Origin of the sequence: Salinicola avicenniae, assembly GCF_023736115.1 — a bacterium.
GTDB lineage: Bacteria > Pseudomonadota > Gammaproteobacteria > Pseudomonadales > Halomonadaceae > Salinicola > Salinicola avicenniae.
The window spans coordinates 80,032-102,210 of record NZ_JAKQZC010000008.1; the positions used below are offsets into that span (position 1 = coordinate 80,032).

General features: G+C 64.9%; 19 protein-coding genes. 15 read left to right on the forward strand and 4 right to left on the reverse strand.

What is annotated here, in order from left to right; genetic code table 11:
• Nucleotides 1–107 precede the first annotated feature (107 nt).
• From pilV to MC381_RS18045, 6 genes are all read left to right on the forward strand, one after another.
• Nucleotides 108–662, forward strand: a complete 555-nt coding sequence (gene pilV, locus MC381_RS18015; RefSeq protein WP_251979140.1) for a type IV pilus modification protein PilV — start codon at nucleotides 108–110, stop codon at nucleotides 660–662.
• Entirely contained in the window at nucleotides 659–1,588 is a 930-nt protein-coding gene (locus tag MC381_RS18020) for a PilW family protein (RefSeq protein ID WP_251979141.1), read from the forward strand. Before pilV ends, MC381_RS18020 begins: the two co-directional genes overlap by 4 nt.
• Before the next feature lie 76 nt (nucleotides 1,589–1,664).
• The gene (locus MC381_RS18025; protein ID WP_251979142.1) at nucleotides 1,665–2,156 is read left to right on the forward strand and encodes a hypothetical protein; all 492 of its coding nucleotides are present in this window, start codon (nucleotides 1,665–1,667) and stop codon (nucleotides 2,154–2,156) included.
• Nucleotides 2,153–5,296: a pilus assembly protein gene (locus MC381_RS18030; protein ID WP_251979143.1), complete on the forward strand. Its 3,144-nt coding sequence runs from the start codon at nucleotides 2,153–2,155 to the stop codon at nucleotides 5,294–5,296. Before MC381_RS18025 ends, MC381_RS18030 begins: the two co-directional genes overlap by 4 nt.
• Nucleotides 5,293–5,727, forward strand: a complete 435-nt coding sequence (locus tag MC381_RS18040) for a type IV pilin protein (protein WP_286009810.1) — start codon at nucleotides 5,293–5,295, stop codon at nucleotides 5,725–5,727. Before MC381_RS18030 ends, MC381_RS18040 begins: the two co-directional genes overlap by 4 nt.
• Nucleotides 5,721–6,038 carry a hypothetical protein gene (locus tag MC381_RS18045; RefSeq protein ID WP_251979144.1) on the forward strand — a complete coding sequence of 106 codons (318 nt, stop codon included), beginning with the start codon at nucleotides 5,721–5,723 and terminating at the stop codon, nucleotides 6,036–6,038. The genes MC381_RS18040 and MC381_RS18045 overlap by 7 nt, the downstream gene beginning before the upstream one ends.
• A 21-nt stretch (nucleotides 6,039–6,059) precedes the next feature.
• Here the strand turns inward: MC381_RS18045 and MC381_RS18050 are convergent, their stop codons facing one another.
• Nucleotides 6,060–6,575, reverse strand: a complete 516-nt coding sequence (locus tag MC381_RS18050) for a prepilin-type N-terminal cleavage/methylation domain-containing protein (RefSeq protein ID WP_251979145.1) — start codon at nucleotides 6,573–6,575, stop codon at nucleotides 6,060–6,062.
• A gap of 59 nt (nucleotides 6,576–6,634) precedes the next feature.
• Between MC381_RS18050 and thiO the strand changes: the two genes are divergently transcribed.
• Both thiO and MC381_RS18060 read left to right on the forward strand, forming a co-directional pair.
• Entirely contained in the window at nucleotides 6,635–7,726 is a 1,092-nt protein-coding gene (gene thiO / locus MC381_RS18055; RefSeq protein ID WP_251979146.1) for a glycine oxidase ThiO, read from the forward strand.
• A 210-nt stretch (nucleotides 7,727–7,936) separates the two neighbouring features.
• Nucleotides 7,937–9,577 carry an NAD+ synthase gene (locus MC381_RS18060; RefSeq protein ID WP_251979147.1) on the forward strand — a complete coding sequence of 547 codons (1,641 nt, stop codon included), beginning with the start codon at nucleotides 7,937–7,939 and terminating at the stop codon, nucleotides 9,575–9,577.
• A gap of 87 nt (nucleotides 9,578–9,664) precedes the next feature.
• On the opposite strand, the gene MC381_RS18065 is transcribed toward MC381_RS18060, so the two are convergent.
• Entirely contained in the window at nucleotides 9,665–10,477 is an 813-nt protein-coding gene (locus MC381_RS18065; protein WP_251979148.1) for an outer membrane protein assembly factor BamD, read from the reverse strand.
• A gap of 222 nt (nucleotides 10,478–10,699) precedes the next feature.
• Here MC381_RS18065 and rluD point away from each other — a divergent pair, with 222 nt between their 5' ends.
• Together rluD and pgeF are read left to right on the forward strand one after the other, a co-directional pair.
• Complete coding sequence (gene rluD / locus MC381_RS18070) at nucleotides 10,700–11,659, forward strand: 23S rRNA pseudouridine(1911/1915/1917) synthase RluD (protein ID WP_251979149.1); 960 nt, start codon at nucleotides 10,700–10,702, stop codon at nucleotides 11,657–11,659.
• A complete protein-coding gene (pgeF, locus tag MC381_RS18075) occupies nucleotides 11,656–12,435 on the forward strand; it encodes a peptidoglycan editing factor PgeF (protein ID WP_251979150.1) in 780 nt (259 codons plus the stop codon). The genes rluD and pgeF overlap by 4 nt, the downstream gene beginning before the upstream one ends.
• Before the next feature lie 46 nt (nucleotides 12,436–12,481).
• Here pgeF and MC381_RS18080 read toward each other — a convergent pair whose 3' ends face one another.
• Nucleotides 12,482–12,844 (reverse strand): hypothetical protein, encoded by a 363-nt coding sequence (locus MC381_RS18080; protein ID WP_251979151.1) that lies wholly within the window; start codon nucleotides 12,842–12,844, stop codon nucleotides 12,482–12,484.
• A 279-nt stretch (nucleotides 12,845–13,123) separates the two neighbouring features.
• On the opposite strand from MC381_RS18080, the gene clpB reads away from it, so the two are divergent.
• The 3 genes from clpB (at nucleotide 13,124) to ilvN (ending at nucleotide 18,619) form a co-directional block, all read left to right on the forward strand.
• Nucleotides 13,124–15,715: an ATP-dependent chaperone ClpB gene (gene clpB, locus MC381_RS18085; RefSeq protein ID WP_251979152.1), complete on the forward strand. Its 2,592-nt coding sequence runs from the start codon at nucleotides 13,124–13,126 to the stop codon at nucleotides 15,713–15,715.
• Nucleotides 15,716–16,403: 688 nt separating this feature from the next.
• Nucleotides 16,404–18,128: an acetolactate synthase 3 large subunit gene (locus MC381_RS18090; RefSeq protein WP_251979153.1), complete on the forward strand. Its 1,725-nt coding sequence runs from the start codon at nucleotides 16,404–16,406 to the stop codon at nucleotides 18,126–18,128.
• A complete protein-coding gene (ilvN, locus tag MC381_RS18095; protein ID WP_251979154.1) occupies nucleotides 18,128–18,619 on the forward strand; it encodes an acetolactate synthase small subunit in 492 nt (163 codons plus the stop codon). The genes MC381_RS18090 and ilvN overlap by 1 nt, the downstream gene beginning before the upstream one ends.
• A gap of 77 nt (nucleotides 18,620–18,696) precedes the next feature.
• Here ilvN and ilvY read toward each other — a convergent pair whose 3' ends face one another.
• The gene (gene ilvY / locus MC381_RS18100; protein WP_251979155.1) at nucleotides 18,697–19,581 is read right to left on the reverse strand and encodes an HTH-type transcriptional activator IlvY; all 885 of its coding nucleotides are present in this window, start codon (nucleotides 19,579–19,581) and stop codon (nucleotides 18,697–18,699) included.
• A 223-nt stretch (nucleotides 19,582–19,804) separates the two neighbouring features.
• On the opposite strand from ilvY, the gene ilvC reads away from it, so the two are divergent.
• Nucleotides 19,805–20,821: a ketol-acid reductoisomerase gene (gene ilvC, locus MC381_RS18105; protein WP_251979156.1), complete on the forward strand. Its 1,017-nt coding sequence runs from the start codon at nucleotides 19,805–19,807 to the stop codon at nucleotides 20,819–20,821.
• Nucleotides 20,822–20,976: 155 nt separating this feature from the next.
• Nucleotides 20,977–21,846, forward strand: a complete 870-nt coding sequence (gene pssA / locus MC381_RS18110) for a CDP-diacylglycerol--serine O-phosphatidyltransferase (RefSeq protein WP_251979157.1) — start codon at nucleotides 20,977–20,979, stop codon at nucleotides 21,844–21,846.
• Nucleotides 21,847–22,179: the final 333 nt, after the last annotated feature.

Sequence of the window (22,179 nt, forward strand, 5' to 3'; positions counted from 1 at the left end):
TTTGCCGACACCGCCGCTTTTTCTCTCCCGAGCGCGCTACCCTGGCGCGTGACACGATCGCTGGCGTCTTGACGACGTCGCGACGAGACGGAGCTTACGAGCGATCCATGCCAATCTCGGCCGGGCCAATCTCGAACGGGCCAATCTCGAACGAACCGGCGTCGGCGCCGGTGCGTCAGCGTGGCCTGTCGCTGATCGAAGTGCTGGTTGCCGTGGCGGTGTTCAGCATCGGTCTACTGGGTACCGCGCGGCTGCTGGCCGAGCAGACCCGGCTGGGTCAGGAAGCGGGCTTTCGCAGTACCGCCACGATCTTGGCGGAAGACCTGCTCGAACGGGTCAAGCTGCGCGCCGACCACCTCGACGGCTATCTCGGTGCCTACGAAACGACGGGCGCGAGTGATGCTGGCGACGCGCCGGCTGCGACCGAGACGCCGCCGGCGGACCTGAACGCCTGGGGGCAGGAGATGCTGGCGCGTCGGTCGCTCCCCGCGCCGCGTGTCTGCGTCTCGCGCGTCGAGACAACCGAGGTCTCGGTCGTGCTGGTCTGGCAGGCTCGGCTGCCCATGACGCCGCCGGAGGCGCTGCCCGATTGCGTCGCGGCGCGCGACAATGGCCCCTATCAGCGCTGGGTTCGGCTCGATGCCTGGGTGGGCGAGTCGTGATTGGCCTGAGACGCCCACGAGGGCATGGGGCCCGTCAGGCCGGGGTTTCGCTGATCGAATTGATGATCGCGCTGGCGATCGGCGTCATCATGATCCTGGCCGTGTCGCGAATCTATCTGGCCAGCGCCGGCGGGGCACAGGAGGCCGAGGCGCGGGCGACGCTCGATGCGCGCATGCGCTTTCTGCACGGCCGACTGAGCGACGAGTTTCGACGCGCCGACTTCTGGGGGCGAGTGCCGGCGGCCGCCGAACGCACCGGCAACCTGACGCTCGATAACGACTGCGAGGGTGATTTCGCCTTCGGGCGCGGCGAGGAGGCGAGCGTCGCCACGGCGGATCGGCCGCTGGGCGTGTGGGCGTCGCGTCAGTCGCCCGCGGGCTGCTCGCTGCACGAGCCGCGCGAGGAGCAGACGTTCGTGGCCGTGCGCTATGCGTCCGAGCCCTGCGAATCAGCAGGCTGCGACGGCCCGGCCATCAGCAGTTTCTATCCGTTCATCGGATTCTTCAGCGACGGTGCGCCGCCCGCGACCCCCGAGCGCGCCGAGCCCGAAGATCACTGGCAGTACGGCGGTAGCCTCTACTATCTGAGCGAAGATAACGACGCCCTGCGTCGGCTATGGATCACCGGCAGTGGTCTGGCCAGCCAGGAGGTGCTGCAGGGCGTGGAGGCGCTGGCCTTTCGCTGGCACGACGAGAACGGTTGGAGGGCAACCGAGACGTTGTCCGCGGCGATCATGCCGAGAGTCGATGCGGTCGAGATCGACGCCGTGGTCTCGGTCGCGGTGCGTGCCACCTATCGCGAGACGGCCGTCTATCGCTTGAGCGACGGGCGTGAAGTCGCGAGCGCGCCGGGGCGCTTATATCGCCGCTTCACCTTCGTCGTACCGATCGAGATGCACCGGATGGGAGACGGCGATGCGCCATGAGCGGGGCGGCTTGCTAACGGCGCGGCCGAGGTTCGCGCAGCCGAGCGCGCGATATCAGCGTGGTGCGGCGTTGATCATGAGCCTGATCTTCCTGCTGCTGCTGGCGATCGTGGCCGCGGCACTGGTCGAGACCGTGATCTCGCAGTCGCGCATCGGCGTGGTGCAGCAGCAGTCGCGCAGCCTGTTCCAGGCGCTCGACAGCCGCTTGGTCGCGGCCAGCCGTGAGACCGAAACGATTCGTACGATCACCCAGACCGCGCAGGCGGGCGAGCCTCGAGACTGGCAGGAGGCGGTCGCGGACGAGTCGGGCGGTTCACCATCGGCTCGCGATGGCCAGACCCTGGCGCTCTCGATCGAATTGCTGCGACCCGGCTACGACTGTCTCGTTACCGGTTATTCGAGCGGCAGCTGCCTGCCTGTAGAGCTAAGTGGCACGGGTGAGCAGACGGTCAGCCGAGCTGGCTCTTCCCAGGTGTTGGGACTGCTGGTCGAGACGATCAACGTCTCTTCCGGCGGCGACAGCCGCGCGGGTATCTTCAATGGCCCACGAGGCACGCAGACGCCATGAACACAGACACCCCCGGCGCAGAGACACTAACGCTCGCTTCCCGTGTTCTGGTGCTAATGCTGCTGGTGCTCTTCGGCGGCGGCACTCACGCCGACGATACCGATATCTATCGCAGTCTCTACGATATCGAGGAGCGCGGGGGCAATCCGCAGGTGATGATCCTCTTCGATACCTCGGGGAGCATGCGCGACGTCGTGCCCAGCGAGCAGGGCAGTGAAACCAAGGTCGCCATTGCCCGGTCGGTCATCGACAACCTGGTGCGCGACAACCCCAACGTCAACTTCGGCCTGTCAATCTTCAATTACAATGGCATGTCTCCCGATGGGGGGAGGGTCATCTTTCCCTTGCCAGGGGAGGGACAGAACAGTAGCGATCAACAGCGACGTGCGCTGCTCGGGGCGGTTCAGAGTTTACAACCGCGCACGTCGACACCGCTTTGCGAGACCTACTACGAAATCTATCGCTATTTCGCCGGGGTGGAGCCTGCGAACGGGACCCGCTCTCGCGATCGCGCCGATACCAACCCAGCCTATGCCTCTTCTGCGATTGCGGGGTATCGATATCGTTCACCGCTGCGCCCCTGCGAGCCGATCTACGTGATCTACATGACGGATGGCGTTCCGCAAAATGACACTGATACCAACAACGATATCCGTTCTCTGGTGGCGGGTCAGAGCTTCTTTCGAGGCTGTCGTAGCTATCCTTCCCTGGACCGTTACGCGCAACCCACGAGTGAACAGAACTGCATGCCGGAGCTGGCCGAGTATATGCAGCGGCTCGAGACCTTCTCCGATGACGAGACCGAGCGGGGGCCGGTCACGACCTATACCATTGGCTTCGATACCGACCAGCAACTGCTGGCGGATACCGCTTCGCCGCTCAACGTCGATGGTGATAGCTGCCCGATTGCACGCCAGGATACCCGCTATCATGGCAATGGGGCCTGCGTTGGGTATTTCACCGCCACCAATGCGGACCAGCTCTATTCGGCGTTTCAGGTGGCGATCGACGATATTCTTTCGCGCAGCACGACCTTCTCCGCGCCGGCGGTCTCCGCCGCCTTCACCAGCAACACCCAGAGCTTCGACCGGCTCTACCTGCCGCGCTTTCTGCCGCGCAACACGCCGCGCTGGAGTGGCAACCTCAAGCGCCTGCGATTCGTAGCGCAGGAATCGTGGGCGGACCGGCAGGGACGCGAGGCGTTCAATCCGTCGACCGGCGATATTCTGGACACGGCCTGGACCTGGTGGAGCGATACGCTGGCTCTCGACGAGCCGGACGGCAACACGGTCGAGGCGGGCGGCGTTGGCGGGCTGCTGCGCCGTGCGGTCGACCGGTCGCTGCGAAGTGCTGGCCACGACGGCCGCCGGATCGTGACAGACGTCGATGGTGGCTTGAGTGACTTCAGCGCCGGGCAGGGGTGGATGCGCGACCCGTCGGCCTGGGGCCTGCCGGACGAGACATCGAATCAGGCGCTGGCGACGCTGCTCGACTGGAGCCGTGGCCGGGATACCGAGGATGAGGATGGGGATGGCGATCGCGAAGAGGCTCGGCCATGGCTTCTCGGCGATATCCTCCACTCGGATCCGATCGCGCTCAACTACGGCGGCGAGAGCCAGGATGACGAGAAGCTCTACCTGGCCTTCGGTACCAATGCCGGCTTCCTGCACTTCGTCGACGGCGATACCGGCGAGGAACGGTGGGCCTTCACACCGCAGGCCCTCGGGCCATTGCACGCGGTGCTGCGCGAGAATCGTGAGGTCGTTTCCTCGGACGACACGCTGCAGCACCCTTACGGCATCGATGGACCCGCGTCCTATGTGCGCATCGATACCAACGGTGACGGGCGCATTCGTGCCAGTGACGGCGATCGGGTCATCCTGGCGTTCGGCCTGCGCCGTGGTGGAAGCCGCTACTACGCCCTCGATGTCAGCGATCCCACCTCGCCGCGGCTGGCCTGGGAGATCGCGCCCACCGGCGACTTCGCCGAGCTCGGCCAGAGTTGGGCGGCGCCGATCCCGACACGGGTGCCGGGGCATGCCAATCCGGTTTTCGTGATCGGCGGTGGCTACGACGACGGGCGGGACGATCCGGGGCGCGATGCCGGCACGCCCGACCGTGCAGGGCGGGCGGTGTATATCGTCGATGCGCTCGACGGCTCGCTGGTCTATCGCGCCGATGCGAGTCTGCCCGGGCGATTCATCGGCAACGGCGTCTTCCGTCACGCCATTCCCGCCGCCCCCGAGGTGGTCGATATCGACAGCGACGGCGTCGCCGATCGCGTCTATCTCGGCGATGTCGGCGGTAGTCTGTGGCGGCTCGATCTCGCCGGCAGCACGCCCTCGGCGTGGCGTCTCCGCCAGGTCGCCGCGCTCGGCGGCGCCGGCCGCGACAATCGCCGTTTCTACAACAGCATCGATTTCGTCAGTCTGGCCGTCGGGGGGCGTCAGCAGGACCTACTGCTGGTCGGGAGTGGGGACCGCGCCAATCCCAAGTCCGGCGGCGAGGGGGGCAGCGGCGCTGCGGTGCGCGATGCTTTCTTTGTAGTACGCGACCCGGCCAGCGTCGCCGGCGTCGAGGTCGACGATGTCGTGACTCCGGCCGAGCCGACGGATCTGGCGGACGTCACGGGGGAAACCTACTGCCAGCAGCGAGACAGTGCGGAACCGGGCGATCGCTGTGCTGCCGTCTGGGCGCAAGGATCCGGCTGGGTTCTCTACCTGGACAACGCCTACGCGCTGCCGCTGCCGGGTGCCAAGGTACTTTCCGAGAGCGTGACCATCAACGGCGTGGTCTACTTCTCCGCTTATGTGCCCGAGGTGCCGACATCGATCTGCGTGCCGGTCATCGGCCGCAGTTATCTGTTCGGGCTCGAGCTGTTGACCGCTCGGGGTGCGCGGGCGGTGAACTTTCCCGACGAGGCGCTCGATCGCAATGCGCGTGCTGTCGAGGCCGGCGAGTATTTGCTGAGCCGGCCGTCGTTGATCGTGCGTGATGGCGAGCTGTTCCTGCAGGGCGTCGGCGCCGCGAATCTGGGACGGCTGGTCGGCGAAGGTGCGCGGGGCGATGCAGGCGGGCTGGCGCTGCCTTATCGCACGCGCCGCACCTACTGGTATGACATGACGGAGGCGGCTCCATGAGGCGCAAGCAGCGCGGTATGACCTTGATCGAGTTGATGATAGCCGTCGTCATCGTCGGCATTCTGGCGACGATTGCCATTCCCAGCTACCAGCAGTACATCGAGCGCTCCCGGCGCAGTGCCGCGCAGGCGCTGTTGCAGTCGGCCATGGCACGCCAGGAGAGCTACTACGGGCAGTATCTGCAGTATGCTCCCGACCTGGCGACCCTGGGCGGCACCTCATGGGAGAACGACGACTATACGTTAGCGATCTGCGGCTCACAGCCGGGGTGCGGCACGAGCGGAGAGGATGAGGATGCCGGGGTCGACGGGCAGTTCGTGCGCATGACCGCGACGCCGCGCGATACGGCGTCGGAACTCGGCGTGCTGTGGCTGGACTCGCGCGGCGATCGCGGCTTGGTCCGTGACGATATGGAGTGGGGAGCATGGTGAGGCGGGGGGCGATCTGCTTGCTGCTGGTGTTCGTCGCGGCCGGTGCCTGGGCTGACGAGCGCAAGTGCCGCGTGCGTCAGGCCGACGGGTCGCTGGAGATTCGATATATCGCGTTGACCGAAGCGGCTCGGGCCACGACGCCTCGGGCCGCGACGAACGATGCATCCCCCCAGCAGGCGGAGCGCGTGCTGGCACGTGTTCTCGCCCGCGAGGCCCCGCAGCGCTGGCAGCGCGTCGAGCAGTGCATTCCCGTCTCCCGTCCTTTCGCCACGTCCGAGGCCAGGGCTGTCGAGGCCGCCACGCCACGTTAGTGCCACGCCGTCTGCTGGCCTTCAGTCCGTGCAGCCCGTGTCGTTGCCTTCCTCGACGCGTATCCGCCCCGCATTGTTGATGGTGATACGGTTGCCGCCGCTGTCGTTGCAGAGGGAAAAGCTGCCCATGGCGGTATGGAACTGCCACGGCGCGCTGGCGAAGACCGGGTTGCCACTGTGGTTCCAATCGAGTGTCACGCCTTCGACCGCATGTCGTCCCGCCAGATGACCGCCGTCGCCGGAGACAAGATCCCACTGGTAGCCGGCCTGCCAGTTCTCGCCGCAGGCCGTGCCGCCGCCGGGCGCGAGCGGGCACAGCTGCCACTCGCGGCGTGTGGCGGTTGTCAGCTGGCGCAACGCCTCCAGGCGCTGGTGCAGGGCCTGGGTCTCTTCATCCAGATGTCGTCGATCGATCCACTGGCCGGCGGAGAAGCCGAGGCCGGCGACGATGCCTGCCACGACCAGAACGATCAGCAGCTCGATCAGCGTGAAGCCGGTCTGTCGCGAGACGAGGGCCGGTCCTGAATGGCAGGGCATGGCAAGTTCCGTGACGGCTGTGGATGATAGACTCGAGCTTTTGCAGGGATATCGGCGGGATGTCGGATTTCTTGATCGTGGGGGGCGGCGTCATTGGCATGATGACGGCGCTGCAGCTGTCCGATGCCGGGGCATCGGTGGCACTGGTCGAACGCGGCGAGTGCGGGCGCGAGGCGTCCTGGGCCGGCGGCGGTATTGTCTCGCCGCTCTATCCCTGGCGCTACTCGCGACCGATTTCGGCCTTGTCGCGCTGGTCGGAGGGCCGCTATCCCGAACTCGCCGGGCGGTTGCACGAGGAGACCGGCATCGACCCGGAGTATCGGCAGAAGGGGTTGCTCTATCTGCGCGTCGACGATGTCGAGCCGGCGTTGAACTGGGCGCGAGAGATGGCCAAACCACTGGAGCGAATCGCCGCCGAGGCCCTTTATGCGCGCGAGCCCAGTGCCGCGCCAGGCTTCGACAGCGCGCTGTGGATGCCGACGCTGGGCAGCATCCGTAACCCGCGGTTGGGGCAGGCGTTGCGCCAGCGACTCCGGCAGATGTCGCAGGTCACGCTGCACGAGGGCGTGACGGTGACCGGGTTTGCCCGCACGGGACGGGTGATTCATGGCGTACAGACGCTGACGGGCGAGTTGCACGCCGGACAGACGCTGGTCTGCACGGGGGCCTGGTCGCGCGAGCTGCTGGACACGGTCGACGTGGCGCTGCCGATACGGCCGGTGCGCGGGCAGATGATTCTGTTTCGAGCGCCGCCGGGGCTGGTCGAGCGCGTGGTGCTGAAGGACGGCCGCTACGTTATCCCTCGGGCCGATGGTCGTGTTCTGGCCGGATCGACCCTCGAGGAGGTCGGGTTCGACAAGCAGACGACGGCGGCAGCGCGAGCCTCGCTTTACGCGAGCGCCCTGTCGATCGTGCCGGCGCTCGCCGACTGTCCGGTTGAGCACCACTGGGCGGGGTTACGGCCAGGGTCGCCGGATGGCGTGCCGGCTATCGGTGCTGTGCCGGGGTTCGAAGGGCTGCACGTCAACGCGGGTCACTTTCGCAACGGGCTAGTGCTGGCGCCGGCCGCGACACGGCTGCTGGTCGATCAATTGATCGGCTGCGAGCCGATTGTCGATCCGCGTCCCTATTGGCTGTCGGCGCCCAGCTAGCCGTTCGGCGTGTGCTGTCGCGGGGCGTTGCCCCTCGCCGGTCGATGGAGCGTGAGACGAGCGAAACTGCTGCCGTTTTGCCTCTCTCCCCGGCATGCGCGAAAATAAGCCAAGAGTCGTCGTGCCGATGGCACGCACGCCGGTCGAGGATTCGCCGGCAGCGACGCCCTGTCTGGAGAAGGACGCCCCCGTCTGGAGAAGAGTGGAGCGATGCAAGAACTGACCCTGGTAATGGCGCAGTTGGATCCGCTGGTCGGCGATATCGCCGGCAATACGGCGGCCGCGATCGAGGCGGTACGCGAGGCGCGCATCGAGCACGGTGCCGACGTGGTCGTCTTCAGTGAACTGTTTCTGACCGGCTATCCGCCGGAGGACCTGCTGCTGCGCGACGCGATGGAGTCTCGCCTGCAGGCGGCGCACCAGGAGATGGCGGAAAAGCTGGCGCGCATCGCCCCGGAAACCCTGGTGATCATCGGCTACCCCGGCATGCGTGACGGGCAGCGTTACAACCTGGCCGGTGCGCTACGCGGCGGCGAGTGGCTGGGCGAATACGCCAAGCAGGCGTTGCCGAATTATCAGGTCTTTGACGAGGATCGTTATTTCGAACCCGGGCACGAGCCCATGGTCGTGACCCATGCTGGCGCGCGGCTCGGTATCCTCATCTGCGAGGATCTGTGGGATGGCGCCCCGGTTCGCCAGGTCGCCGAGGCCGGCGCCGATGTGCTGGTCACGCTTAACGCCTCGCCGTTTCATCTCGACAAGCCGGCCGAGCGCGAGCGTCTGTTCGCCGGCCGAGCGCGTGAGGTCGGCAAGCCGCTGGTCTACGTCAACGCCATTGGCGGTCAGGACGAGCTGGTGTTCGATGGCGGCTCGCTGATTCTTGACGCCGCCGGCGACGTCGCCATCCGCGCGCCGTTCTGGCAGGTGGGGCTGATGCCGGTCCGTTTCGTGCAGACCTCCCAAGGCTGGCACCCCGAGCCCGGCGAGCGCGAGCCGCTACCGGGTGCCGAGGAAAATCTCTATTGTGCGCTGGTGACGGGGCTGCGCGACTACGTCAACAAGAGCGGCTTCCAGGGCGTCGTGATGGGGCTCTCCGGCGGCATCGATTCGGCGCTGTCGCTGGCCATCGCCGTCGATGCACTGGGGCCGGATCGGGTGCACGCGGTCATGATGCCGTATCACTATACGGCGGAGATTTCGCGCGCCGATGCCGCCGAGCAGGCGAAGATGCTGGGCGTCGCCTACGAGGTGATGCCGATCGCGCCGATGGTGGAAGCATTCACCGCGACGCTGGCCGAGAGCTTCAGCGGGCTCGAGGCCGACACCACCGAGGAGAATCTGCAGTCCCGCGTGCGCGGGGTACTGCTGATGGCGATCTCCAACAAGAAGGGATTGATGGTTCAGACGACCGGCAACAAGAGCGAAATGGCCGTGGGCTATGCCACGCTCTATGGCGACATGGTCGGCGGCTACAATGCGCTCAAGGATGTCTACAAGACCTGGGTCTATCGTCTTGCGACCTGGCGCAATACGCAGGAGCCGGCGATCCCCGAGCGCGTCATTACCCGCCCGCCGTCGGCCGAGTTGGCGCCGGATCAGCAGGACAGTGACTCGTTACCGGGCTACGACGTGCTCGATGGCATCCTCGAGCGCTACATCGAGGGTGACATGAGCGCCGAGGCCATCATCGAGGCGGGATTCGCCCACGACGACGTCTATCGCGTGGTCAAACTGGTCGACCGCAACGAGTACAAGCGGCGCCAGGCCCCGGTGGGCGTTCGTGTGACGCTCAGAGGGTTTGGCCGCGACCGGCGCTATCCGATCGTCAATGGCTGGCAGCCCGGCAGCTAGTCGAGCCCTTGGCTGTCTGACGCTATCAAAAAAGCCAGCGACAGAGGTCGCTGGCTTTTTTTGGGAGCTCGACGCGGGCTGCGACGGCTAGCCCTGTGCCGTCAGCGGCGGGTCGACATCGACATGACGCGGCACGAAGGTCTGCCCGTCGAGCTGGTCGTTGTCCGGGTCGTTCTGGATCAGCGTCTGCAGCACGTTCTCGGCGCGATCTCGCATGCCGAGTCCGAGGTAGCCTTCCACCATGACGGCCAGGGCATCGCGCGTGGCGGTCGACTTCGGGTAGTGTTCGATGACCCAGCGGCCGCGCTCGACGGCGGCCACGTAGGCGCCCTTGCGCAGATAGAAGTCACCCACCTGCAGTTCGTGACGAGCCATGACGTTGCGCAGGTAAACGATGCGCTGGCGCGCGTCTGGGGCGTAGGCGCTATCCGGGAAGCGGCGGACCAGCTCGCCGAAGTCGACGTAGGCGTCGCGAGAGGCGCCGAGGTCGCGCTTGGAGATATCGATCAGCTCCAGCCCTTCGAGGCTGAAACGCCCGGCCTGATAGGCGGCCAGACCCCGCATGTAGTAGGCGTAATCGATCTGCGGATGATCCGGATGCAGACGGATGAAGCGGCTGGCGGCGGCGCGTGCCTGCTCCCAGTTCTCCACCTGATAGTAGGCGTAGATCAGCTCGAGCTGAGCCTGCTCGGCGAATCGACCGAACGGATAGCGGGTATCGAGTGCTTCGAGCTGGGTCACGGCCGTGCTGTAGCGTCCGGCGTCAAGCGAGCTCTGGGCCTGCTGGTAGAGATCCTGCTCCTGCAGTTCGGGAGCGGGTTCATTGCTGGCGCAACCGGCGAGCAGGGCGCCCGCCACCACCAGGGCGCCCAGTGCGGGGAATCGCGCTGAAAATCGCATCGTCATCCTCGTATCAACCAATCCTTGGCGGGCATGCTAGAATCCGCCGAATCCGACCCACTATAAAGGAAACGTCGCGCGAATGCCTACGCGTGTGCACCATGCCACCACGCGGGTTCGGCGCGCCATCGACCGGCACGCCAGGCCGGTTCTGCATCGCAGGGCGAGCGCGGGTTTCCGGGCCCTTTTCCCGGCAGCGGCGACACGGAACGATCACCACGTATGGCCGACATCTTGAAGCGTGACGAGCGCATCCCCGAGCATCTGGTTGGACGGCGCCTGGATCAGGCGGCGGCCGAGGTGTTTCCCGAATTTTCCCGCGAGCGTCTCAAGAGCTGGATTCAGCAGGGCGAACTGACCATCGATGGCCGCCAGGGCCGCCCCAAGGACAAGGTCCTGGGTGGCGAGCAGCTGGTGCTGGATACCCAGCTCCAGGAAGAGACCCGCTGGGAGCCGCAGGCCATACCGTTGACGGTCGTCTACGAGGACGATGCGGTACTGGTGATCGACAAGCCTGCCGGGCTGGTGGTGCACCCAGCCGCCGGCAATCCGGACGGCACGCTGCTCAACGCCCTGCTCTATCACTACCCGGGGCTGGCAGCGATACCGCGTGCCGGTATCGTCCACCGTCTCGACAAGGACACGACCGGACTGATGATGGTGGCACGCACGCTGGAGGCGCAGACCGCGCTGGTCGAGCAGCTACAGGCGCGCAGCGTCTCGCGTGAGTACGATGCTATCGTGGTCGGCACCATGACCGCCGGGGGTAAGGTGGATGCGCCGATCGGCCGCCACCCGCGGGAGCGTCAGCGTCAGGCGGTGACCGATGGCGGCAAGCCCGCGGTCACCCACTATCGGGTCAAGGAGCGCTTTCGCGGTCATACCCACGTGCGCTGTCGGCTGGAAACCGGGCGCACGCACCAGATTCGCGTCCACATGGCGCACGTGCGTCATCCACTGGTGGGCGATCCCGTCTACGGTGGTCGTCTCAAGCTGCCGGCCGGTGCCGGCGAGGCGCTGAAGACGCTGCTGCGCGAGTTTCCGCGTCAGGCGCTGCATGCGCACAAGCTGTGTTTCACACATCCGGTGAGCGGGGCGCCCGTCGAGTGTCAGGCGCCGCTGCCGGACGATCTCTATTTGCTGCTGGATGCCTTGCGCGAGGATCAGGAGGGCGGAGCATGAGCCGTGAACCGTCGAGCGAGATCGCCGCGCCGACGCTGCTGCTGCCGGACTGGCCGGCGCCGAGCACGGTCGGCGCCTTTGTGACAACCCGCGAGACCGGGCCGAGCGAGGGCGATTTCGCGGCGTTCAACCCCGCCGCGCACGTCGGCGACGATCCGGCCAGCGTGGCCCGCTGTCGCGAGATGCTGACCGCCGAGGTCGGTGACGATCGGCCGCTCTTCTGGCTCGATCAGGTTCACGGCGCTCGCGTGATGCAGCAGTATCAGGAGGTCTATCGCACACAGCCGCCGCAGGCCGATGCCACGGTCGCCTTCGACCGCCGCCACGCCTGCGTGATTCTCACGGCCGACTGCCTGCCGGTGTTCTTCTGCGATCGCCAGGGCACCCGGGTCGGGCTGGCCCACGCCGGCTGGCGCAGCCTCGCCGGTGGCGTGCTGGAAGCCTGCGTGGCGGCGATGGGGGGCGATCCGGCGGAGTTGATGGTCTGGCTGGGGCCGGCCATCTCGAATGCCCAATTCGAGGTTGGCCCGGAAGTGTTCGAGACCTTCGTTGCCGTCCAGCCGGAGGCGGAAAGCGCTTTCGAGCGCAGCCCCTACCGGCTCAACCACCATATGGCCGATCTCTATCGTTTGGCACGCCTGCGTCTCGAAAGGCTCGGCATCCAGGCCATCAGCGGCGGCCACTTCTGCACGGCCTGCGATGAATCGCGTTTTTATTCCCACCGCCGCGACGACGGGCGTACCGGGCGCATGGCCAGCGTGATCTGGCTGCGCTAAGACGGGCTTTACCGCGACGACGAGAGGCTACGCCACCGACCGAAACTCACGTGCCGAGCTTGAAAAACAGCAGCAGTCCGAAAAACAGCACACATGGGACGAGCTGCGTCACCATCAGCAGTTTGTCCAGGCGGGTGATCACGGGGGCGAGTAATGCCGGATCGAACAGATATTGTCGACGCTGATGCCGATCGAACCAGTTCGGCGTGAATGCCGCTCGCATATATAGCCAGATGCGCCCGCCCATGAGATCGAAGTGCGCGGGCGGCACGCCTGCCTGCGACAGTTGCCGGTCGTAGCGTCGGACGGTGTAAAGGCGATAGATCAGATGAATCACGAAGGCCAGTAGCAAAGCGCCGAACATCACCAGCCCCGCTATCGCCTGTTGTCGATCCGTGAGTGTCACCATCGTCGCTCTCATTGGTTGTCATGCCAGCGCTGGATCGAGCAGCGGGCCGAGATAGCGCCCTCTCCAGAAATTCGGCTCCCGCGCGGATTCGGGCGCTCCAACGCTTCAGCATACGCTTTGGGGTGCCTCGGGTCATGAATGCCATTCGCCTGCGGCAAGATGGCGCAGCGAATTTTTCATTCGACGCGCTTGAAAAGTCCAAACATACCTCCATTTTAGTGTCAACTGATGAACTAACACGCTGCCTCACGCCGAGAGGCGGCTCTTGGAGGTGAACGTATGCGTATGGATCGCATGACGACCAAGCTGCAGAATGCCCTGGCCGAAGCGCAGTCGCTGGCCGTGGGGCGCGGACACAATCAGCTCGACCCTGGCCACCTGCTGCTGGCGCTGCTCGAGATGCGCGACAGCGGCGTCAAAGCGCTGGTTCAGAAGGCCGGCGGCGACGTCAGCCGGCTGCGCGAGGGGCTGTCGAACCATCTCGACAATCTGCCCGAAGTGGGGCAGTTCGACGGCAACGTCAGCATGAGTCAGGAATTGGCGCGGCTATTCAACCTGGCCGACCGCGAGGCGCAGAGCCGTGGCGATCAATACATCGCGATCGAGCTGATTTTGCTCGCGGCGCTCGACATGAAGAGCGGTGTGGCCAAGGTGCTGACCCAGGCCGGGCTTGACCGCAAGCGCCTCGCCACGGCTATCAGCGAGGTCCGCGGCGGTGCCAACGTCGACGATGCCAACGCCGAGGAGAAGCGCGAGGCACTGGAGAAGTACACGCTCGACCTGACCGCGCGTGCCCATGATGGCAAGCTCGACCCGGTGATCGGTCGCGATGACGAGATTCGTCGCACGATTCAGGTGCTGCAGCGGCGCACCAAGAATAATCCGGTGCTGATCGGCGAGCCCGGGGTCGGCAAGACCGCCATCGTCGAGGGACTGGCGCAGCGTATCGTCAACGGCGAAGTGCCGGAGGGACTCAAGGACAAGCGCGTGCTGTCGCTCGATATGGGCGCGCTGCTCGCCGGCGCCAAGTTCCGCGGCGAGTTCGAGGAGCGCCTGAAGTCGGTGCTGAATGAACTGGCGAAGGAAGAGGGGCGCGTCATCCTCTTCATCGACGAGCTGCATACCATGGTCGGTGCCGGAAAGGCGGACGGCGCCATGGATGCCGGCAACATGTTGAAGCCGGCGCTGGCCCGCGGCGAGTTGCACTGCGTCGGCGCGACCACGCTCGACGAGTATCGCCAGTATATCGAGAAGGATGCCGCGCTCGAGCGTCGTTTCCAGAAAGTGCTGGTCGACGAGCCGAGCGAGGAGGATACGATCGCCATCCTGCGTGGGCTGAAAGAGCGCTACGAGGTGCATCACGGTGTCGATATCACCGACTCGGCCATCATTGCGGCCGCTAAGCTGTCGACGCGCTATATCACCGACCGCCAGCTGCCCGACAAGGCGATCGATCTGATCGACGAGGCGGCGTCGCGCATCCGCATGGAGCTCGACTCCAAGCCGGAGGAGATGGATCGTCTCGATCGGCGTCTGATCCAGCTCAAGATGGAGCGCGAGGCGCTGAAGAAGGAGACTGACGAGGCGTCGCGTAAGCGGCTCGAGAATCTCGAGACGCAGATTGGCGAGCTGGAGCGCGAGTATGCCGATCTCGACGAAGTCTGGAAGGCCGAGAAGGCGAGCATCCAGGGGGCCGCCCAGTACAAGGCCGAGCTGGAGCAGGCGCGTATCGACCTAGAAGCGGCACGGCGCCAGGGCGACCTGGGGCGCATGTCCGAGCTGCAGTATGGCGTCATCCCGAAGCTCGAACGTCAGATTGCCGAGAGCAGCGAGAATGAAGGTGAGGAGAGCGACGCGGCCGATCATCGCCTGTTGCGCTCCAACGTCACCGAAGAGGAGATCGCCGAGGTGGTCTCGCGCTGGACCGGGATTCCGGTCGCCAAGATGCTCGAAGGCGAGCGCGACAAGCTGCTGCGGATGGAAATGGCACTGCACGAGCGTGTCATCGGGCAGGACGAGGCGGTCAATGCGGTCTCCAACGCCGTGCGACGTTCACGCGCCGGCCTGGCCGACCCCAACCGGCCCAACGGCTCGTTTCTGTTCCTCGGGCCGACCGGGGTGGGCAAGACCGAGCTGTGCAAGTCGCTCGCCAGCTTCCTGTTCGACACCGAGGAGGCCATGGTGCGCATCGACATGTCCGAGTTTATGGAGAAGCACTCCGTGGCGAGACTGATCGGCGCACCGCCGGGGTATGTCGGTTACGAGGAGGGCGGCTATCTGACCGAAGCGGTACGCCGCAAGCCCTATTCGGTACTGCTGCTGGATGAAGTCGAGAAGGCGCACCCGGATGTCTTCAACATCCTGCTGCAGGTGCTGGAGGATGGTCGCCTGACCGATGGTCAGGGTCGTACGGTGGACTTCCGCAACACCGTGATCGTGATGACATCGAACCTGGGCTCCGACGTGATTCAGCGTATGGGTGGCGACGACGCCGACTATGCGGCGATGCGTGATGCGGTGATGACGGTAGTGGGCAACCACTTCCGCCCGGAACTGATCAACCGTATCGACGAAGTGGTGGTCTTCCACGCGCTCGGTCAGGAGCAGATCCAGGCCATCGCCTCGATCCAGCTCGATCGACTGCGCCATCGGCTGGCCGAACGCGACCTGGCCCTAGAGATCAGCGACGAAGCCATGGCGCAGCTGGCCGTGGTCGGCTTCGACCCGGTCTTCGGGGCGCGTCCGCTCAAGCGCGCGATCCAGAGCCGGATCGAGAACCCGCTGGCGCAGGATCTGCTGTCGGGCGAGTTCGCCCCGGGCGATACCATCCGGGTCACCGCCGAGGGCGATCATCTCGTTTTCACCAAGTAACCAGGCCTCGCGTTAAACGCGAGGGGCTTTCCGACGGCGGCACGGGCCGCCGTCGACCGACGATGAACGGTCGCGTCCTGACCGTCTTTCCGCCCGCGGCGCCAAGCGTCGCGGGCTTTTTTATGGCTCATCTGCGACTGCCGGCGTCGCTCGGCCTGAACCCGCAGTCGGGTCGTGCGGTCATCATCCCGTTCGCTAAGACTTTAGTCGGCGGATTGGATGTCATGCAGTGGTTTTTGCCAGGTCCGCTGCATCGGCCAGGATAGGAGGTTGACAGCCCGGGGGCGCTGGTGGAATCTAGGCGATTCCTGATGGCGGGCGCAGTCATTTCGGGCGATCCCCGGCCGCTGCGTGAAGGGTAGGTCCTGTGTGGCCTTTACCCGCCTGTCGGGAGGGCTGGCTCAGCACGCTCTCTCAGGATTTTTTCTCAGGACATAGGGGCACGGGCCAACCGCCTGTTCCCGCCAACCCCGACACGGCGATCTGCCGTGCCAGGCATCGGGCCGGCCAACGGCTTGTCCGGCGCCTATGAGTGCGGGTCCCCACCCCGGGCCCAGCCGCCAGGATGATGGCATCAGGCGCCGATTCGACATCGGCAGCGGCGTACCGCCGCGATTGAGCTTCGCTTTTACGCTTCCCGCCGAAGGAAAAGCGAAGTGGCACTCGAACCTCCAGGGGAGACTCAGCAGTGGAATTACTTTCCGGCGCCGATATGATCGCCCGCTTTCTGAAGGATGAAGGCGTCGAGCGTATCTACGGCTATCCGGGCGGGGCGGCATTGCATATCTACGATGCCCTGTTCCGTCAGGATAGCGTTCAGCACATCCTCGTCCGCCATGAGCAGGCCGCCACCCACGCCGCCGACGGCTATGCACGCGCGTCCGGCAAGCCCGGCGTGGTTCTGGTTACCTCCGGCCCTGGCGCGACCAATGCCGTGACCGGCATTGCGACTGCCTACATGGATTCGATTCCGATGGTGGTCCTGTGCGGCCAGGTCGCCAGTCATCTGATCGGCGAGGATGCTTTTCAGGAGACCGATATCGTCGGCGTGACCCGCCCGGTGGTGAAGCACAGCTTCTCGATCAAGCATCCCAGCGAGATTCCCGAGGTGCTGAAGAAGGCGTTCTATCTCGCCGCGACCGGTCGTCCGGGGCCGGTGGTCGTGGATATTCCGAAGGACATGACTGCGCCCACCGAGCGCTACGAGTACGTCTACCCGAAGAAGGTCAAGATCCGCTCCTACAACCCGGTCACCCGCGGGCATACCGGGCAGATCAAGAAAGCGGTCGAGATGATGCTCAAGGCGCGGCGCCCGGTCTTCTACACCGGCGGCGGCATTGTCACGGGGCGTGCCTCGGAGGCGCTGACGGACTTGGTCCAGCGACTCGGTTTTCCGATCACCACCACGTTGATGGGGATCGGCGGTTATCCGCAGGGCGACCGTCAATCGCTGGGCTGGCTCGGCATGCACGGCAGCTATGAAGCCAACATGGCGATGCACCATGCCGACCTGATCATCGCCATCGGGGCGCGCTTCGATGACCGCGTGACCAACAATACCTCGAAGTTCTGCCCCACGGCCAAGATCGTGCACGTCGATATCGACCCCAGCTCGATCTCCAAGACCGTGCGGGCGGACGTGCCGATCGTCGGAGCGGCGGGCAGCGTCATCAACGAGATGATCAGCCTGCTGCAGGCGCGCGAGTCGGCGGCTCCCGAGGCGCTGGCCGAGTGGTGGCAGAGCATCGACGGCTGGCGCGCCGAGCGCGAGGGCAAGCTTTACGAACCCTCCAAGCCGGGCGAGGCGCTCAAGCCGCAGGAAGTGATCGAGGCGGTCTACCGCGCGACCCGCGGCGAGGCGTTCGTGACCACGGACGTGGGTCAGCACCAGATGTTCGCGGCCCAGTACTACAAGTTCGCCAAGCCGAATCGTTTCATCACCTCGGGCGGTCTCGGCACCATGGGCTTCGGCTTCCCCGCGGCGATGGGCGTCAAGCTCAGCTATCCGCAGGATGATGTGGTCTGTTTCACTGGCGAGGGCAGCTTTCAGATGATGATGCAGGAGCTGTCGACCTGTAAGCAGTTCGGTGCCGGCGTCAAGATCGTCAATCTGAACAACCAGTCGCTCGGCATGGTGCGCCAGTGGCAGGATCTGAACTACAAGTCGCGTCACGCGCACTCCTACATGGAGTCGCTGCCGGACTTCGCCAAGCTGATCGAGGCCTATGGCTTCACCGCGCTCAAGGTGGAAACGCACGAGGAGCTGGCGCCGGCGCTGGAGCGCGCCTTTGCCGATACCAACGAGCTCGTGTTCCTCGACATCTATGTCGATCCATTCGAGCACGTCTATCCGATGCAGGTGCCCCTCGGCTCCATGCGTGACATGCTGCTTTCGAAGACGGAGCGGACCTGATGCGCCATATCATCTCGATTCTGCTGGAGAACGAACCGGGTGCGCTCTCCCGCGTGGTGGGGCTCTTCTCCCAACGCAACTTCAATATCGAAACCCTGAACGTGGCGCCGACCGAAGAGCCGTCGCTGTCGCGCCTGACGGTCACGACCGTGGGTGATGACCGGGTGATCGAGCAGATCACCAAGCATCTCAACAAGCTGATCGACGTGGTCAAGCTGGTCGACCTGACCGAGGGCAACCACATCGAGCGCGAGCTGATGCTGGTAAAGGTCAAGGCGCTGGGGGCGGCGCGCGACGAGGTCAAGCGCACCGCGGATATCTTCCGCGCGCAGATCGTCGACGTCACGCCGAGCGTCTATACGGTGCAGATCACCGGGGATGGCGGCAAGCTCGACGCCTTCGTGCAGGCGATGGCGCCGATCGGTATTCTGGAAGTGGCGCGGACCGGGGTCTCCGGCATTGCGCGCGGCGACAAGCTGCTCTCGCTCTAGCCACCGGCATGACCTCGACAAGCGCCCGACGGCAGTGATGCCGGCGGGCGCTTTTTTTGGGCGTCCCGCGTGTGTCTCTATCCCGGTAGCTGAGCCCAGAGGGCATCGATCAGCGCGTTCTTGAGGCGTCGCTTGAGTACGCAGAGGCCAACGTCGTAGTGCGGCAGCTCCGGCTTCACCGGCAGGATCGCGATACGCTCGCGCAGGGGGCTGTTGTCGAGCACGATACGCGGGACGATACCGACGCCGAAGCCGAGCCCGACCATGCTGACGATCGCCTCGTTGCCGGCGACCTGTGCATAAATGCGCGGGGTAATGCCGAGCGCGCGAAACCAGGTATCGGCGTGGTCCCGCGACAGCCCCGCCTCTGACAGGATCATCGGCACCCGTTTCCACTGCGCGGCATCGGGGGTTTCCGGCGTGGTCGGTAGCCATTCGGCGCCGTCGCGCGGTGCAATAAAGACCAGCGGTGAGGTGGCCAGCGGTTTGAACGCGAGTGTATCGGGCAGGCTCCTGGGGCGGGCGGTGATGGCCATGTCCTCGCTTTCGGCCTGGACGCGCGCAATGGCATCGGCCGGATCGCCGGTGTGCAGCTTGATCTCGATCCGCGGATGGCGCAGGCGAAACGCGCTCAAGAGGCGGTAGAGAAAGCTGTAGCTGGCGGTCACCGAGCAGTAGATGCTGATCTCTCCGGCCAGTTCCCGGGTTTCCTCCATCAGGGTGTGCTGCAGGGCCTGCCACTGCTCCAGGGCATCACGTGCATAGGCGTGGAACAGTTGGCCTTCGCGTGTCAGCGTGACATGCCGATTATCGCGCTCGAACAATGTGACGCCGAGCTCCGTCTCGAGCTGACGGATCGAGCGCGAAAGCGTCGATGGGCTGACGTGGCAGACGTTGCTGGCGCGGCCGAAATGCAGGTGGTCGGCCAGCGCGAGAAAGTGGTTGAGCGGGCGAGCGTCCATCGTTGCGATTCCTGAGATATTGCATTGCAAATATAGCGTTTTACGCAACGAGATGCCTGGCTTATCGTGGCGGCAGGCTCGACGTTTGCTTCGTTTTCGCCAGCCTAGTGGCGGCAGATGAAGCCAACGTCATGCGAGCGCCGCACGAGACGGCGCCGGTGGCCATCAACGCTGACACAGATAACGCAATACCCGTTCACCAGAATTGATTTCGGAGTCCGCCATGCGCGTCTATTACGATAAGGATTGTGACCTTTCCCTGATTCAGGCCAAGCAGGTCACGATCGTCGGTTACGGCTCTCAGGGCCATGCCCATGCCAATAACCTGAAAGAGTCCGGTGTCGACGTGACCGTGGCGCTGCGCAAGGGCTCGTCTTCCGCAGCCAAGGCGGAAAGCGCCGGTCTCAAGGTGGCCAGTGTCGCCGAGGCCTGCAAGACCGCTGACGTCGTCATGATTCTGGCGCCGGACGAGAACCAGAAGACGATCTACGAGCAGGAGATCGAGCCTAACCTGAAGGAAGGCGCCACCATCGCCTTCGCGCACGGCTTCAATATCCACTACAGCCAGGTCGAGCCGCGCGCCGATCTCGACGTGATCATGATCGCGCCGAAGGCCCCGGGCCACACCGTACGCTCCGAGTTCGTGCGTGGCGGCGGCATTCCGGATCTTATCGCGCTGCATCAGGATGCCTCCGGTCAGGCCAAGGAGATCGCGCTCTCCTACGCGGCGGCGATCGGTGGCGGTCGCAGCGGCATCATCGAGACCACGTTCAAGGACGAGACCGAAACCGATCTGTTCGGCGAGCAGGCCGTGCTGTGCGGTGGTGCGGTCGAGCTGGTGAAGGCGGGCTTCGAGACGCTGACCGAAGCGGGCTACGCGCCGGAAATGGCTTACTTCGAGTGCCTGCACGAACTCAAGCTGATCGTCGACCTGATGTATGAAGGCGGCATCGCCAACATGAACTACTCGATCTCCAACAACGCCGAGTACGGTGAGTACGTCACCGGCCGCGAGATCATCAACGAGCACTCCAAGGGCGCGATGCGCAACGCGCTCAAGCGCATCCAGGACGGCGAGTACGCCAAGATGTTCATCGCCGAAGGCGCCTGCAACTACGCCTCGCTCAACGCGCGTCGTCGTCAGACGGCGGAGCACCCGATCGAGCAGGTGGGTGAGAAGCTGCGCGGCATGATGCCGTGGATCGCTGCCAACCAGCTGGTCGACAAGGACAAGAACTGATCGCACGATCCGTTCGGTAACGCCGCGGGGCGCGACACAAGTCGCGCCCCGTTTGCGTTGTGCCCTCGTGGCGGGCATCTGTCGAGATTCCCGCTAGGCTGTAGAATGGGCGCGCTAACGTGCCCCAGCGCAACGACATCAAAGGATTTCCCGCCATGACGCAGGACGACCGCCACTCCGAGCAGGAGCCCGAGACGATCACCATTGGTGCGACCTCGCCGCTGTTCGATGACGAGGACGAGGTTATCGAGGAGACGGTGGAAAACGGCAAGCGGATCCGCCGACGCGGTATCTACCTGCTGCCCAACCTGTTCACCCTGTCGGCGCTCTTCGCCGGCTTCTACTCGATCGTCGCGGCGATCAACGGCGACTACGCCAAAGCGGCGATTGCCATTTTCGTCGCCATGGTGCTCGACGGGCTCGACGGTCGTGTCGCGAGGCTGACCAATACGCAGAGTGCCTTCGGTGCCGAATTCGACAGCTTGGCTGACATGGTCTCCTTTGGCATGGCGCCGGCGTTGGTTGCCTTTACCTGGATTCTGCAGGATGTCGGCAAGATTGGCTGGATCGCGGCGTTCATTTTCGTCGCCGGCGCGGCGCTGCGACTGGCGCGTTTCAACGTGCAGATCGGCAGTACCGACAAGAAGTGGTTCGTCGGACTGCCTAGTCCGTCCGCGGCGGCCGTCGTGGCAGGCTGTGTCTGGGTCTTTCACACCTTCGATGCGGAGTCGCTCGGCTTCAAGGTATTGATGACCATCGTGGTCGCGGCCGCCGGTGTATTGATGGTCAGCAACGTGCGCTACCACAGCTTCAAGGAGATCGACTTCAAGGGGCCGGTGCCGTTCGTCTTCCTGCTGGCCATCGTGCTGCTCTTCGTGCTGATCTCGATCGAGCCGTCGGTCATGTTGCTTACGCTCTTCGGCTGCTACGTGGTTTCCGGGCCGCTGTTCGCCATCGGTCGTCTGCGCAAGTCGCAGAAGGCGAAGCGACAGGCCGGCACGGGCGAGGTCCCGCAGGACGACTGACCGAACCGGTGCCGTGCGACCCAGTGCAATGATGACAGTGCCCGCCTTTTGTGGGCACTGTCAGTTCAGGCGCCAAAGTGATTGCAGATGCTGTCTCTTTCGGATGGGGGGAAATGGAGGTGCGGAAAAGCCCGTATGACGCAGGCTAGAGGGTAGCCGTAAGCCCCCGCCGATTTCGCCCGGCAACTTTTTGGCAAACAGGCCTTGCCAATTCGGCGTTGGGTCCGTAAAGTACGCATCCGCTGACGACGAGACAGGGTTTCGACGGCAGTGAAGAAGAAAGCCAAGCGTTTGATTTGATTGAATAAATCACTTGACGCGACGCAGCAAAGC

Coding starts and splice junctions, on each gene's coding strand:
- ilvC (WP_251979156.1), top strand. CDS start 19,805: ATGCGCGTCTATTACGATAAGGATTGTGACCTTTCCCTGATTCAGGCC.
- pgeF (WP_251979150.1), top strand. CDS start 11,656: ATGAGCCGTGAACCGTCGAGCGAGATCGCCGCGCCGACGCTGCTGCTG.
- thiO (WP_251979146.1), top strand. CDS start 6,635: ATGTCGGATTTCTTGATCGTGGGGGGCGGCGTCATTGGCATGATGACG.
- MC381_RS18060 (WP_251979147.1), top strand. CDS start 7,937: ATGCAAGAACTGACCCTGGTAATGGCGCAGTTGGATCCGCTGGTCGGC.
- MC381_RS18045 (WP_251979144.1), top strand. CDS start 5,721: ATGGTGAGGCGGGGGGCGATCTGCTTGCTGCTGGTGTTCGTCGCGGCC.
- MC381_RS18040 (WP_286009810.1), top strand. CDS start 5,293: ATGAGGCGCAAGCAGCGCGGTATGACCTTGATCGAGTTGATGATAGCC.
- MC381_RS18050 (WP_251979145.1), bottom strand. CDS start 6,575: ATGCCCTGCCATTCAGGACCGGCCCTCGTCTCGCGACAGACCGGCTTC.
- clpB (WP_251979152.1), top strand. CDS start 13,124: ATGCGTATGGATCGCATGACGACCAAGCTGCAGAATGCCCTGGCCGAA.
- MC381_RS18030 (WP_251979143.1), top strand. CDS start 2,153: ATGAACACAGACACCCCCGGCGCAGAGACACTAACGCTCGCTTCCCGT.
- MC381_RS18080 (WP_251979151.1), bottom strand. CDS start 12,844: ATGGTGACACTCACGGATCGACAACAGGCGATAGCGGGGCTGGTGATG.
- rluD (WP_251979149.1), top strand. CDS start 10,700: ATGGCCGACATCTTGAAGCGTGACGAGCGCATCCCCGAGCATCTGGTT.
- ilvY (WP_251979155.1), bottom strand. CDS start 19,581: ATGGACGCTCGCCCGCTCAACCACTTTCTCGCGCTGGCCGACCACCTG.
- ilvN (WP_251979154.1), top strand. CDS start 18,128: ATGCGCCATATCATCTCGATTCTGCTGGAGAACGAACCGGGTGCGCTC.
- MC381_RS18025 (WP_251979142.1), top strand. CDS start 1,665: ATGAGCCTGATCTTCCTGCTGCTGCTGGCGATCGTGGCCGCGGCACTG.
- pssA (WP_251979157.1), top strand. CDS start 20,977: ATGACGCAGGACGACCGCCACTCCGAGCAGGAGCCCGAGACGATCACC.
- pilV (WP_251979140.1), top strand. CDS start 108: ATGCCAATCTCGGCCGGGCCAATCTCGAACGGGCCAATCTCGAACGAA.
- MC381_RS18065 (WP_251979148.1), bottom strand. CDS start 10,477: ATGCGATTTTCAGCGCGATTCCCCGCACTGGGCGCCCTGGTGGTGGCG.